This is a genomic window from Fodinicola feengrottensis, assembly GCF_010993775.1.
Lineage (GTDB): Bacteria > Actinomycetota > Actinomycetes > Mycobacteriales > HKI-0501 > Fodinicola > Fodinicola feengrottensis.
On sequence record NZ_WOTO01000020.1, the window covers coordinates 94,737 to 107,824 of the forward strand.

The window sequence follows — 13,088 nt, forward strand, 5'->3', positions numbered from 1 at the left end:
GCTTTGTTGCGGCCCCGGTACCGGAAACTCACGCGGTGACGACGGTCACCGTGATGCCCGCGTTACACGCGCGTAGCAAGACCGCAAAGGGCCACTAACCAGCGTGCCGGACTATCGGCCTAATGGCGCATCCCGACAGCTCGACCGCAGCGCGCGACCTGCCCCCGCTGGCCGGCTTCACGGTGGGGGTCACCGCCGCGCGTCGCCGCGAGGAACTCACCTCGCTGCTGACCCGCCGGGGGGCCACCGTGATCGAGGCACCGGCGGTGAAGATCGTGCCGCTGGCCGACGACACCGCGTTGTGGCAGGCCACCCAGGCCTGCCTGACCGGGCCGCTGGACTACGTGGGGGCGTCCACCGGGATCGGGTTCCGCAGCTGGCTGGAGGCCGCCGACGGCTGGGGCGTACGAGCTGACCTGCGGGAACGGATCAGCCAAGCGCGGTTGTACGCGCGGGGACCCAAGGCGGTCGGCGCGATGCGGTCGATCGGGCTGGCGGACGTGTGGTCGCCGCCGTCGGAGTCGTCGGCGGACATGCTGACGCGGCTGCTGGCCGAGCCGCTGGCCGGCCGCCGCGTCGTCGTACAGGAGCATGGCGCGCCGATGCCCGACTTCACGTCCGCGCTGCGGGCCGCCGGCGCCGAGGTCATCTGTGTACGCGTCTATCGCTGGGCGCCGCCGGACGATGTCGCGCCGCTGCGCAAGCTCGCCCAGGCCGTCGCGTCGGCCAGCATCGACGCGATCACTTTCACCAGCGCGCCAGCGGTGTTGACGCTGTTGGACGTGGCCGCCGACAGCGGTCACCTGGACGGCATGCTGGCGGGCCTGCGCGGTCCCGTCGCGGCGGCCTGCGTCGGCCCGATCTGCGCCGGGCCGCTGCGTGAGCACGGCGTCGAGTGCGTGATCCCCGAGCGGTCCCGGCTGGGCGCGCTGGTACGAGTGCTGACCGACCAGCTGAGCACAGAACGGACGCGACTCGTCCGTACGTCCAACCACGAGCTGCGGATCCGCGGCAGCGCGGTGGTGGTGGACGGCGTACCAGTGCGGCTGTCGCAGCGCTCGGCGGCCGTGCTGCGTGCGTTGGCGGTCGACCCCGGCCGCGTCCTCACTCGTGCGGAACTGCTGACCCGGGCCTGGCCGGACAGTCCGGGTGAGGAACACGCGGTGGAGACCACCATCGGGGGCGGCTGCGGGAGGCGCTCGGGCCGGCCGGCGCCGCTATTCAGACGGTCATCAAACGCGGCTATCGGCTCGCCGGTCATTCTCACAGCGTGAATTCGGGGCCGTGAACGGAATTTATTCACCCTGACACCTGGATTTACGTCCGGGCAAATTGATGATTCTAGCTTTAGCGGCACCCGCTCTAGGAGGTTTTCATGAGTATCGCGCGCGCAGACCGCGCCGGACGCCGGACGGTCCCGGCTCGGTGGTCGCTGGATCGAGCACTGGACACCGGAGGACCCGGATTTCTGGAAGAACATCGGCGCCAAGGTCGCCAACCGCAACCTGTGGTTCTCGATCCTGACCGAACACATCGGCTTCTCGATCTGGTCGCTGTGGTCGGTGATGGTGCTTTTCATGGGACCGAAATACGGTTTGAGCGTCGCGGACAAGTTCTACCTGGTTTCCACCCCGACGCTGGTCGGCGCGATCCTGCGGCTGCCGTACACGCTCGCGGTGGCCCGGTTCGGCGGCCGGAACTGGACCATCATCAGCGCCGGATTGTTGTTGATCCCGACCATTCTTTGCGCCATCGTGCTGCGGCCCGGGGTGTCGTTCAGCACCCTGCTGATCGTGGCCGCGGTGGCCGGGGTCGGCGGCGGGAACTTCGCCTCCTCCATGACCAATATCAATGCCTTCTACCCCGAGCAGAAGAAAGGCTGGGCGCTTGGCCTGAACGCCGGCGGCGGCAACCTCGGAGTGGCGGCCATCCAGCTTCTCAGCCTGGGCGTCATCGCCTGGAGTGGCACGACCAGCCCGCACATCATCCTGTACGTCTACATTCCGCTGATCGTGGTCGCGGCCGTCTGCGCCGCGCTCTTCATGGGACAATCTCTCGTCCGTACGCAATGACACCAAAGCACTGAAAGAAGCCGCTTCCGATCCGCAGACCTGGATCATGTCCTTTCTCTATATCGGCACCTTCGGCTCGTTCATCGGATACAGCTTCGCTTTTGGCCTGGTGCTGCAAAACCAGTTCGGTCGTACGCCCCTGCAGGCCGCCGGCATCACGTTCCTCGGCCCGCTGGTCGGCTCGTTGATCCGGCCGGTCGGCGGCCGGCTGGCCGATCGGCTCGGCGGCGCGAAGGTGACGCTGTGGAATTTCCTCGCGATGGCCGTCAGTGTCGTGGTGATCGTCGGGGCCTCGGAAATGAAGTCGCTGCCGGCTTTCACTGTCGGCTTCCTTGCGCTGTTCTTCTTCTCCGGCCTCGGAAACGGCTCCACGTACAAGATGATCCCGGCGATTTTCCGGGCCAAGGCGTTGACCCGCGAGGAATCCGGCGACCAGTTGTTGTGGGCCCGGCGAATGTCCGGCGCGGTGATCGGCATCGCCGGCGCGGTCGGCGCGCTCGGCGGCCTCTTCATCAACCTGGCCTTCCGACAGTCGTTTCTGACCGCCAAGAGCGGCATGCCGGCCTTCGTCGCCTTCCTGGCCTTCTACCTGATCTCTGCATCGCCGTCACCTATTTCGCGTACGTCCGGCAGCCCTCGACCACAACGACCACGGAGCCACTCTTCGCCAAAATCTGACCAAACAGAGTCGAGCCCCCGTAGCAACTGCTACGGGGGCTCTTCCGTACGCGGAGGGGGAGGAAAAATCACTCCCCCTCCATTTCTAACGTATATCGCACGGGGGGGCTTGCGGCAAGACCCCGGTCGTGCCGCAGAATCGTCCATCGAGGCCACCGCCAGCGGCGGCTTCTCTCGAAATGCACTCTCAGATCGGAGCGTAGTCCCCTGACCACCAGCACGTTTGAGCTTCCCGACACCCTCGCCGCCAAGGCCGACCCGGCGCTGATCGGCGACGACGACCAGCATTTCGCGGCCATCGCGGCGAGCATCGAACAGTCCATCGCCGAGCTGGCCGAACTCCTCGCCACCGAGTTGAAGGCACCCGGTGGCGCCGGTCAGCAGGCGATGGACCGGGACCTGGAGATCCGCCGGCTAGGCGCTCGGCTGCGTACTCTGCGGCGCTTCGGCCAGGACCTGTGCCTGGGCCACATCGTCAGCGCGGAGCATCCCGACCCCGTCTACATCGGCCGGCTCGGCATCACCGACACCACCGGTCGCCGGCTGCTGCTCGACTGGCGTACGCCCGCCGCCGAACCGTTCTTCGGCGCGACCCACGCCCCCGATGGGGCTGGTCAGCCGCCGCCGGTATCGCTGGACCCGCGCGGCCGGATCACCGACTACTGGGACGAGGTGTTCACCCCCGAAGGGCTCGACGGACACCGCGTCTCGCTGGACGACCAGTCCGCTTTCATCGCCAGCCTCGGCCGCAACCGATCAGCCCAGATGCAGGACGTGTTGGGCACCATCCAGGCCGACCAGGACGCGATCATCCGGGCCGGCTCCAGCGGCGCGCTGGTGGTCGACGGCGGCCCTGGTACGGGCAAGACCGTGGTCGCCCTGCACCGCACGGCATACCTGCTCTACTCCGACCCGCGCCTTGGACACCGCCGCGGTGGCGTGCTGTTCGTCGGTCCGCACCAGCCCTACCTCGCGTACGTCTCGGACGTGCTGCCCAGCCTCGGCGAGGAGGGCGTACAGACCTGCACCCTGCGTGACCTCGTCACCGAAGGTGCCACCGCGGCAGTCGAGACCGACCCGCACGTGGCCCGGCTGAAGTCGTCCGCGGACCTGGTGAAGGCGATCGAGGCGGCCGTCGCGTTCTACGAGGAGCCGCCCACCGAGGGACTCGCGGTCTCCGTCGACGGCGTCAAGATGCAGCTGACCATCCGGGACTGGGCCGAGGCGTTCCAAGCACCCGATCCGGGCACCGCACACAACGACGCCCGCGCGCAGATTCTGGAGGTGCTGGTCTCGATCCTTATGGACAAGTACAAGGGCGATGCCTCCGAGGACCAGCTCCGGAAGTCGCTGACCCGCAACAGGGAGTTGCTGACGACTCTGAACGGCGCCTGGCCGATGCTCGAGGCGGCTGACCTCGTCGGTGACTTGTTCTCCGTACGGGCCTACCTGCGCAAATGCGCTCCCTGGCTCAGCCCCGAGGACGTACAAGCGCTGCAGCGCCCGGATCCGCGGGCGTGGACGGAGTCCGACCTGCCGCTGCTGGACGCGGCCCGGCAGCGGCTCGGCGACCCGGCGGCGGCCCGGCGGGCGATCTCTGGCGCAAGGCCGAGCTCGCCGCCGAACGCGAGCGGATGTCCCTCGTCCTGGACGACCTGATCGGCTCCGACGATGACGGCGAGGGCGCACTCACCATGCTCCGCGGCGACGACGCGAAGAACACGCTGGTCAACGAGACGATCCTGGCCGTCGCCGACCCAGACGTACTGGCCGGCCCGTTCGCGCACGTCGTGGTGGACGAGGCCCAGGAACTGACCGATGCCCAGTGGCAGATGCTGCTGCTGCGCTGCCCGTCCGGGAGCTTCACCATCGTCGGGGACCGTGCCCAGGCACGGCACGGATTCTTGGAGTCTTGGGAGGAACGGCTCAACCGGATCGGGCTCGTGCGAATCAAGATGGCGTCGCTGAGCGTCAACTACCGAACGCCGGAAGAGGTGATGGCCGCTGCCGAACCGGTCATCCGGGCCGTACTCCCCGACGCCAACGTGCCGACCTCGATCCGCAGCAACGGTCTCCCGGTCGTCGTCCATGGAGCCGTCTCGGAACTGGACGCGGTCCTGGCCACCTGGTTCGCCGCGCACTCCGAAGGGATCGCCTGCGTTATCGGCGATCCCACCTTTGAGGCGACCTCGCGCGTACGGTCGCTCACCCCGGAGCTGTCGAAGGGCCTCGAATTCGACCTCGTCGTCCTCATCGACCCGGAGTCGTTCGGCGACGGCGTCGAAGGAGCGGTGGACCGCTATGTCGCGATGACCCGCGCGACGCAGCAGCTCGTTATCCTCACCAGCTCCTGACGATTTCGAATGCTGCTGCTCGCCGGTTCTTGTCCACGAGCAGCAGCATTCTCTGCGGCACGCCGCCGCCTGTGCCCGCGCCCAGGGTTGGACAAAGTCCCGCACTCGGCGCCCAGTGCGGACCAGAGTCCCGCGCTCGCCGACGGCACCCGACAGAGCCGGCTCAGCAACCACCGCACGCAGCGGGTTGAACGCGCGCTTATCTCGCGCGCGCGTTCACTTACGTAATGAAAACCCGCCACCCACCCCCCCCCCCCTTCTGAAAGGGGGGGGGCTCAAAATGTCACCTCAGTACGACAGTTTCGCGCCGCACCCTATGTAGCGGCGGTTGAGAGGTCGAAGGTGATCCGGTGGATCGACCCGATCACGGGGTTCGAGGTCTTATGCGTGAATCCGGGTGAGCGCCGGCACCGGGACGCCGGTGTCGCCGGCGGCGGTGAGGTATCCAGCGAAGGCGTCGATGTCCTGCGCGCCGCCCAGCGGGGAGGTGCCCTCGTTGAACACGGTGAACCCGTCGCCGCCGAACGCGAGGAAGTTGTTCATCGTCACTCGTACGCTGCTGGTCGGCGTCAGCACTTGGCCACCGATCCGGATTTCCCCGATCTTGCCGGCACAAGTGGTCGCTGACGGGATCGACTGGTACGAGATCGTCGACGAGATCTGCAGGGTTTTGGACGTGAGCTGACCGCCGCAACCAACGAACTGCTGCTCCAGCACGCGGTGCACCATGTCACCGGTCATCGTCTTGGTGACCAGGCTGTTTCCGAACGGCTGCACGGTAAACGCCTGGCCGTACGTGATGGTGCCACCGGGCAGGTCCGCCCGTACGCCGCCGGGATTCATGAACGCGGCTTGCGCGGCGCCCTTGTCCGGTGCCGAGGTCGCGGCCAGTTGGGCGTCCGCGATCACGTCCCCGAGCGTGGTTTCGCCCAGCGTGGTGGGAGTGCGGGTCAGATCGCCCTGCGTCTTGCCGATGATCCGGTTGGCCAGCGGCGCGGACGCGTCCACATACTGCTTCACGATCGACGCGACCTTCGGGTCGGCCTTGGACGGGTCGTCCTGCCGTACGACGCCGGCGCCGGGGGTGTTGAGCGCGTTCTGCACCACCGAGTTGGTCGCGTCCGCGGACACCAGCTGCCCGCTGAAGTTGTCGACTTTCAGGGTCAGGTCGCTCAGGATCCGGCCGTACGAGGCGGCGCTGGTGATCAGCCTGGTGACGCCGTTCGTGGTGATCGTGCAGCGATTTTCGGCGTGCGTGTGACCGGAGATGATCACCTTGATGGACGGGTCCAGTCGCTGCGCGATCTTCTCGATGTCACTGCCGGCGAGGTTGCCCGCGCAGCCGTTCGGGCCGGTGACCGTACCGGTCTGGTAGCCACCCTGGTGAATGACCAGCACCGGCACGTGGACACCCTTGCGGGCCAGCTCGCGGGCGGCCTTGTTCGCCGCGTCCGCCTCGTCGACAAACGTCAGACCCGCGACGCCGCTCGGGGTGACGATGGTCGGCGTCGACTGCAGCACCTCACCGATGAAACCCACCGAAACCGGGATTCCCAGCGTGGAGGGGAAACGTTTGATCCCGTACGCCGGGAAAAGCGGCTTTTTGGTCGCGTTGTTGATGACGTTCGCGGCCAGATACTGGAAATCCGCGCCCGGGTAGGTGTTGGTCGACCGCGGCTTGCCACCGGGATAACGCGGTGGCAACGCGTACGGCGCGGCCGTGCAGGCGGTCGCGCCGCAGCCGCCATTCTGGATGCGAAGCAACTCGTCCTTGCCCTTGTCGAACTCGTGGTTCCCGACCGAGGAAAAGTCCACATTCATGAAGTTGGTGACGACAGTTGCCGGTTCTTCCCGGAAAAGACCATTCACCAGTGGGCTGGCGCCAATGTTGTCGCCGGCCAGCACAGTGGCCTGGCGCGCGCCGTACTGACGCTGCTTGGCCTCCACCGCTTTGGCCAGATATGCGGCGCCGCCGGCAAATTGGCCGTAAATGGTGAGACCGGTCGGTTCGAGGTTGCCGTGGAAGTCGTTCCAGGACAGCAGATGCACGTCGGTCGTACGGCCGGGCCAGCCGTGACCCCAGGTGACCGACACTTTGTCGGAAAGCGTGTTGGCGCCGGAAATGCTGACCGCGTCAGCGGGTTTGGCCGTCGAAACGGCCAGCGGTGCGGCGATGACCGCGCTCACCGCCGCGACAATCAGGCCCGCGCGGGCGATCCGGGAACGCAGGATGGCAACGATGACGATCTCCCTCAACAAAGGCTAACTGTCCAGGCCGTGACCAGGCGCTAGCGTACGCGTGCGAGGGGCTTTGGCGGCGGGTTTTGGCCGGGAAGCCGACATGAAATCTTGGCGACCGGGGGCTGCCTGCCGATTGACGGTTTATGCAGCTAGATTGCCCGCTGTGGGAAATGTCTTTTCAGCGGTGGCCCGGCGGCGGTCCGAGTTGGGGCTCGTACTCGTCGCTGTGGTGGTCGTCGCGGCGGTGCTCTCGCGGCCGGCGTTGACCGGTTTGCTGGCTCAGCCGGCGGCGGCGAACTGGGCGACCGTCTTCGTCGCGATCGCGATCCAGGCGCTGCCGTTTCTGGTTCTGGGAGTGACGATCAGCGCCACCATCGCGACCTTCGTGCCGCCGACCGCGATCGCCCGACTGCTGCCCAAGCGGACGGCCCTGGCCGTGCCAGCGGCGGCGCGCTGCCGGGCTGCGAGTGCGGCTCGGTGCCGGTGGCGGCCCGGCTGGTCGCGGGCCGGGGTGACGCCAGCGGCCGCGTTGGCCTTTCTGCTGTCGGCGCCGGCCATCAACCCGGTCGTGCTGGTCGCGACCGCGGTCGCCTTCCCGCGCAACCCCGAAATGGTCGCCGCCCGGCTGATGGCGAGCCTCGCGACCTCGGTCGTGGTCGGGTTGTTGTGGATGGCGCTGGGCCGCGACGAGTGGCTGGCCAAACTGCGTTCCCGGCCGGCCTCGCACGGCTCGAAGGTGGCCGTTTTCTTGAGCACCGCGCAGCACGATTTCCTGCAGGCCGGCGGATTCCTGATTATCGGCGCGGCCGCGGCGGCGACAATGCAGACCGTACTTCCCAAGCAACTCGTCAACAATGTCGCCGGATCGGGACTGCTGTCCGTACTCGCGCTGGCGGTCCTCGCGGTTTTACTGTGCCTGTGCTCGGAAGCCGACGCGTTCGTGGCCGCCGGCCTGACCCAGTTCTCGCTGACCGCGCGGTTGGCTTTCCTGGTGATCGGGCCGATGGTCGACCTGAAACTTTTCGCCCTGCAGGCCGGCACTTTCGGGCCGCGGTTCGCGTGGCGGTTCTCGGCCACCACCTTTGTTGTCGGCATCGCTTGTGCGGGCCTGATCGGATGGTGGCTGCTGTGAGTGAGGACGTACGAGCGACGACTGTCTTGTTGGTCGGGGCGATGCTCATAAAGCTGTTCATCACCGACGCGTACGCTCGCTATGTCCGCGTCGGGATGGGCTGGTGGCTGCTGGTCGCCGGGATCCTGCTGGTCGCGCTCGGTTTGGCCAGTGTCGTACGCGTGCTGCGCCCGGCGACGCTGACAGTGCATGACGACGATCACAACCACTCGCTGCGCATTGGCTGGCTGCTGCTTGCGCCAGTGGTCGCGCTGCTGCTGGTCACCCCGCCGTCGTTGGGCAGTTTTGGCGTCGACCGCAATGCGGCCGTCTCGGTCACTTCCGGTGGGCGCACCTTCAGCACGCTGCCGGCCGGGCCGCCGGTCACCATGCCTTGCTGGAATACGGCGAGCGGGTGGCGGACCAGCACGGCGCGAGTTTCGGCTCAGTTTCGGTGCGGCTGACGGGATTCGTGGTCGACGCGGGTGATTCCGCCGGGTTCCGGATCGCCCGCTACCAAATCGCGTGCTGCGCGGCCGACGCGGTCGCCTCGGTCGTACGCGTCACCGGCGCGCCCGGCGACCGCCCGCCCCCGCGACCAGTGGGTCACCATTGTCGGCGGATTCCAGCGCTCCGCCGACGACATGCCGCAAATCGCGGTCACCGGCGTCACGCCCATCTCCGCGCCGCCGGACCCGTACGAATAGCTCTTTTGGTCTTACGAGGTCAGCACGAAAGTGAGCGTGGTTACGGTATCCGGCCGTCGACCGGAAGAGTGGGCACGTCGACTGTCACCGTGCCGGGGTATTTCAGGCCACTGCCGGTGTTGAGAACGACGACGTTTTCGTCCTCGGCCAGCCAGTTGGACGCGCGTAGCTGTTCCACGGCCGCGAAAACAGGCCGCGCCTTCCGGGCAGACGAATGCGCCCTCGGCGCGGGCCACCGCGGCCTGCGCGGCGAGCAACTCCTCGTCGGTGACCGCGATCGCGGTGCCATTGGTGGCTCGTACGGCAGCCAACACCAGGAAATCGCCCAGCGCCTTGGGCACGGTGATGCCGAAGGCAATGGTGTAAGCGTCTGGAAAAGCGGTGCTCTCGGCCTTCCCGGCGTGGAATGCCTCGACGATCGGCGCGCAGCCGGTCGACTGGACCGCGACCAACCGCGGCAAGTCACCGGTCAGCCAGCCCAGCTCACGCATTTCCAGCAGCGCCTTGTAAATTCCGATGATCCCCACACCCCCCCCGCCGGTGGGATAGAGGATCACGTCCGGCGTCCGCCAGCCGAGTTGCTCGACGATCTCGTAGCCCATCGTCTTCTTGCCCTCGATGCGATAGGGCTCCTTCAGGGTGGACACGTCCTGGTAGCCGCCCCGGCCGGCGACCGCGGCGGCAATCAGTTTTCCGGCGTCGCCAATCAAGCCGTCCACCAGATAGAGTTCGGCGCCGGAGACGACACATTCCGTACGAGTGATTTCCGGTGCGTCCACCGGCATCGCGATCAGGCTGCGAATGCCTGCGCGAGCCGCATAGATCGACCAGGCCGCACCGGCGTTTCCGTTGGTCGGCATGGCAATGCCAGTGACACCCAGCTCGGCGGCCCGAGACACTCCGACGGCCGCTCCGCGGGCTTTGAAGGCACCGGTGGGAATCAGGCCCTCGTCCTTCATCTTCAGCCCCGGCACACCCACCTGTTTCCCGTACGCGGGCAAGTCAAGCAGCGGAGTCATGCCCTCGCCGAGAGTCACGACATTTCCGGCTTCCCGTACCGGCAACACCTCGTGATATCGCCACAGATCCGGGCCGCGACCCGCTATCTCCTCGCGAGTGACCGTGCTGGCGACGCGCTCCAAGTCGTAACGCGCGAGCAGCGGCGCACCCACTTCCGATGTGCCCTGCACAACATCGGCGTCATACGTTTTGGACGTACGCGAACATTCCAGGTGCGACAGCGACGAATAAGCCCGCATGGCCCTCCTTCTTCTCTCGTACGTCCACCGCAACCCAGCAACATCGCCACCCCGGCGCCGATCACGATTGGTGCGGTGTCGCTCTTTGTTCAAGGCACAGCCAGCCTACTGATCAACCACAAGGTCACCGGGATTTGGCATTCCGGCGTGCCCAGGTCGCGTACGCGGCTCCGGCGATCAAAGCGGTGCCCACCAACAGGAATGTCGACGCGAACGGGAGTTGCAGTGGTGCCGGCAGGTAGAGCGGGACATACCAGAACCGGCCGTTAGTGCCGGCGCCCCGGGCGATGGAGACCAGCGGGAGCAGGCCCTGGCACAGGCCGAAGAATCCGCCGCTCAGCCAGAGAAAAATCAGCCGATGGCGCGGCTCCTGGGCGGCGACCTTTGGGGCGGCGGCCGGCGTGATTCCCTTGCGCAGCCGGGTCAACAGCCGGACCGGACCGGCGGCGGCGCAGCTGCCCGGTCGCGAACAGGCCGCCGATCCATGCCAGCAGCGTGCCGGTGAGGACTCCGACGCCCGCTCCAGCCCAGCTCAACGCGCCGGAATGGGTAAGCGAGCCGGCCAAAACCGTTCCGAGAGCAGGCAGTGCGCTCACCACGGCAAGGTAGAGCAGCACCTGGGCCTGGACGATCTGACCGCCGACCGAAGTGCCGGAGTCGGCCGGGTTCGTGGTCCGCCGGTGCGGGTCGGCCTTCACGATCGGGGCCGCCACTGAGAAAACCGCGAGCAGACCGGCGCCGCCGCCGAGCAGTGCGGGCAGCCCGGCCAGGACGTACGGGATCGTCCAGGCCTGCCGTGCGATCAGGCCGCCGACAATACTCAAGGAGACACCCAAAGATCCGGCCAGAACGACCCAGGCCACCTGCCGGCCACGCAGGTCGGTCCGTTCGGTGCCCGGGACCATCATGCCCAACCACAGCGCGGTCCCGGGCGCCGTACCAGTTTCCGGCCAGCATGGTCATGAACACCACCGCGAGCAGCCCTATAAAGGCGACCACGAAACCGGCATGCGCGACGGATGTCAGCAGACACACGAAAACACTGGTCCAGAACGCCATCCGCACGAGCCGGCCGCGGAGGGTGTCTCGCGCGTACGAGTGCAGTTCCTTCCCCACCACCGCGGCGAACCCGGAGCCCGCGGGCCGTCCGGCGTGTACGGCCAAACTCTCTCGCCGACGGCGCCAGCGTACGGCGCAGCAGCCGGGCCCACCCGAAAAGCAGGCCGGCGGCCAGCACGACCAGGCCGCCCAGTGCGGAAATCGTGACGAGCACACCGCCATCCGCGGCACCGTCGACGGCGCTGGTCGCCCAGCCAGTGGGGAGCCAGTGCACCAGCAGAGCCAGCGGTCGTGGCCAGGGCTGGACGATCCGCGGGCCGAGAATGGAGAGCGCGAGCGGTCCGAGAATCATGAAAGACACCGCGAAACCAGCACAGCCGCCGGGATCTCCCGGCCGGGACGGGTTTTCTCGATCTCGGCGATCCCGCCGCTGAGTTTTTGGACAGCAGCACGACGACGGCCAGCTGCAGCAGCGCGGCCGGAATCGCGACCAACCCAGGACCAAAGCCCAGCCGGAAACCATGCAACACCAACGCGCCGAAGGCGGCCAACGTGACAACCGCCGGAACGCCAACGAAAGCCGCGCCGAACAAGCCGGTGGCGAGCCGGCGCATCGGGATCGGAAGCAGCGCGAAATACTGCGGGCGCAGCGAGGTGTCGCCGCCGGTGACCATCGGACCGACGATCCAGCCGACCGTCCACATCGCGAAAGCGAGGCACAGGACGTCGCCGGCCGCGTCTCGTGACCCGACGATCAAAGTCGCGCCAGCCAACACCAATCCGACAGTGGCACCGGCGATCGTGAGCGCCGAACGGCCACCGCCGTACGACCGGCGGAGCACATCGAGCTTCAGCCGGATCAGGACGCCAACCATGCCAACCCCTCCGTCCCACCAACCCGGGCGCCGACCAGGTCGACGAAAACCGCTTCGAGACTGCTCCCCTGCCGTATGTCCGCGAGCGTTCCGGCGGCTCGCACCCTGCCGTTCGCGATCACCGCGACCCGGTCACACAACTGCTCGACCAAGGCCATCACGTGACTGGAGAACACCACCGAACCGCCGGCGACGACAAATCGCCGCAGGATCGTCCGGATAGTGGAGGCCGAAACCGGATCGACCGCCTCGAACGGCTCGTCGAGCACCAGCAATCGGGGCGCATGCAGCAAAGCCACCGCGAGGCCGATCTTTTTCCGCATGCCGGTGGAATAGTCGAGCACCATGGTCGAGTGGGCGCGATCCAGCTCAAGGACCGCCAGCAGCTCGTCGGCGCGCGCGACCACTTCGTTTTTCGGCATTCCGCGGAGCAATCCGGTGTACGTCAACAGCTCACGGCCGGTCAACCGCTCCGGCAGCGCGAGCCCGTCCGGCAGCACCCCGATCCGGCTCTTCGCGGCCACCGGGTCGGACCACACGTCGTCCCCGAAAAACCTCGGCGCGGCCCTCGTCCGGCCGCAGCAGCCCGACCGCCATTGACAACGCGGTGGTCTTGCCGGCGCCATTCGGCCCGACCAGGCGAAAAAAAAAACGACCCGGCCGGCACCTCCAGGTCCAGGTGGTCAACCGCGATGGTGGATCCGAAAGTCTTGTGTAGCCCAGAAAGGCGCA

Annotated in this window: 9 protein-coding genes and 2 pseudogenes; 6 read left to right on the top strand and 5 right to left on the bottom strand. The window is 67.3% G+C overall.

From position 1 onward, the window contains the following. Nucleotides 1–122: 122 nt before the first annotated feature. The 3 genes and pseudogenes from GNX96_RS19820 to helR all read left to right on the top strand — a co-directional run bounded on the left by GNX96_RS19820 (nucleotide 123) and on the right by helR (nucleotide 5,104). Nucleotides 123–1,274: a uroporphyrinogen-III synthase gene (locus tag GNX96_RS19820; RefSeq protein WP_313885717.1), complete on the top strand. Its 1,152-nt coding sequence runs from the start codon at nucleotides 123–125 to the stop codon at nucleotides 1,272–1,274. Between the two features lie 162 nt (nucleotides 1,275–1,436). After that, nucleotides 1,437–2,750 (top strand): annotated as a pseudogene (locus GNX96_RS19825) (nitrate/nitrite transporter). Between the two features lie 207 nt (nucleotides 2,751–2,957). Next, nucleotides 2,958–5,104: pseudogene (gene helR / locus GNX96_RS19830) on the top strand (RNA polymerase recycling motor ATPase HelR). Nucleotides 5,105–5,485: 381 nt separating this feature from the next. Here the strand turns inward: helR and GNX96_RS19835 are convergent. Further along, nucleotides 5,486–7,360 (bottom strand): bifunctional metallophosphatase/5'-nucleotidase, encoded by a 1,875-nt coding sequence (locus GNX96_RS19835; RefSeq protein WP_163569230.1) that lies wholly within the window; start codon nucleotides 7,358–7,360, stop codon nucleotides 5,486–5,488. 148 nt (nucleotides 7,361–7,508) lie between these two features. Here GNX96_RS19835 and GNX96_RS19840 point away from each other — a divergent pair, with 148 nt between their 5' ends. The 3 genes from GNX96_RS19840 to GNX96_RS19850 are packed head-to-tail and all read left to right on the top strand — an operon-like array spanning nucleotide 7,509 to nucleotide 9,163. Further along, complete coding sequence (locus GNX96_RS19840) at nucleotides 7,509–8,477, top strand: permease (protein WP_163569231.1); 969 nt, start codon at nucleotides 7,509–7,511, stop codon at nucleotides 8,475–8,477. After that, nucleotides 8,462–8,920 carry a DUF1980 domain-containing protein gene (locus GNX96_RS19845; protein WP_279580878.1) on the top strand — a complete coding sequence of 153 codons (459 nt, stop codon included), beginning with the start codon at nucleotides 8,462–8,464 and terminating at the stop codon, nucleotides 8,918–8,920. The genes GNX96_RS19840 and GNX96_RS19845 overlap by 16 nt, the downstream gene beginning before the upstream one ends. A gap of 21 nt (nucleotides 8,921–8,941) precedes the next feature. Continuing rightward, complete coding sequence (locus tag GNX96_RS19850; protein WP_163569233.1) at nucleotides 8,942–9,163, top strand: hypothetical protein; 222 nt, start codon at nucleotides 8,942–8,944, stop codon at nucleotides 9,161–9,163. An 11-nt stretch (nucleotides 9,164–9,174) separates the two neighbouring features. On the opposite strand, the gene GNX96_RS19855 is transcribed toward GNX96_RS19850, so the two are convergent. The 4 genes from GNX96_RS19855 to GNX96_RS19870 all read right to left on the bottom strand — a co-directional run bounded on the left by GNX96_RS19855 (nucleotide 9,175) and on the right by GNX96_RS19870 (nucleotide 12,895). After that, nucleotides 9,175–10,422: a threonine synthase gene (locus tag GNX96_RS19855; RefSeq protein ID WP_279580879.1), complete on the bottom strand. Its 1,248-nt coding sequence runs from the start codon at nucleotides 10,420–10,422 to the stop codon at nucleotides 9,175–9,177. A 266-nt stretch (nucleotides 10,423–10,688) separates the two neighbouring features. Next, entirely contained in the window at nucleotides 10,689–11,330 is a 642-nt protein-coding gene (locus tag GNX96_RS19860) for a hypothetical protein (protein ID WP_163569234.1), read from the bottom strand. Nucleotides 11,331–11,444: 114 nt separating this feature from the next. Continuing rightward, entirely contained in the window at nucleotides 11,445–12,356 is a 912-nt protein-coding gene (locus GNX96_RS19865) for a hypothetical protein (RefSeq protein ID WP_163569235.1), read from the bottom strand. After that, nucleotides 12,341–12,895 carry an ABC transporter ATP-binding protein gene (locus GNX96_RS19870; protein WP_313885718.1) on the bottom strand — a complete coding sequence of 185 codons (555 nt, stop codon included), beginning with the start codon at nucleotides 12,893–12,895 and terminating at the stop codon, nucleotides 12,341–12,343. The genes GNX96_RS19865 and GNX96_RS19870 overlap by 16 nt, the downstream gene beginning before the upstream one ends. Nucleotides 12,896–13,088 lie beyond the last annotated feature (193 nt).

Bases quoted from the DNA above. Each gene is read 5' to 3' on its own strand.
- GNX96_RS19820 (WP_313885717.1), top strand. From the start codon at position 123: ATGGCGCATCCCGACAGCTCGACCGCAGCGCGCGACCTGCCCCCGCTG.
- GNX96_RS19845 (WP_279580878.1), top strand. From the start codon at position 8,462: ATGGTGGCTGCTGTGAGTGAGGACGTACGAGCGACGACTGTCTTGTTG.
- GNX96_RS19855 (WP_279580879.1), bottom strand. From the start codon at position 10,422: ATGCGGGCTTATTCGTCGCTGTCGCACCTGGAATGTTCGCGTACGTCC.
- GNX96_RS19860 (WP_163569234.1), bottom strand. From the start codon at position 11,330: ATGATGGTCCCGGGCACCGAACGGACCGACCTGCGTGGCCGGCAGGTG.
- GNX96_RS19865 (WP_163569235.1), bottom strand. From the start codon at position 12,356: ATGGTTGGCGTCCTGATCCGGCTGAAGCTCGATGTGCTCCGCCGGTCG.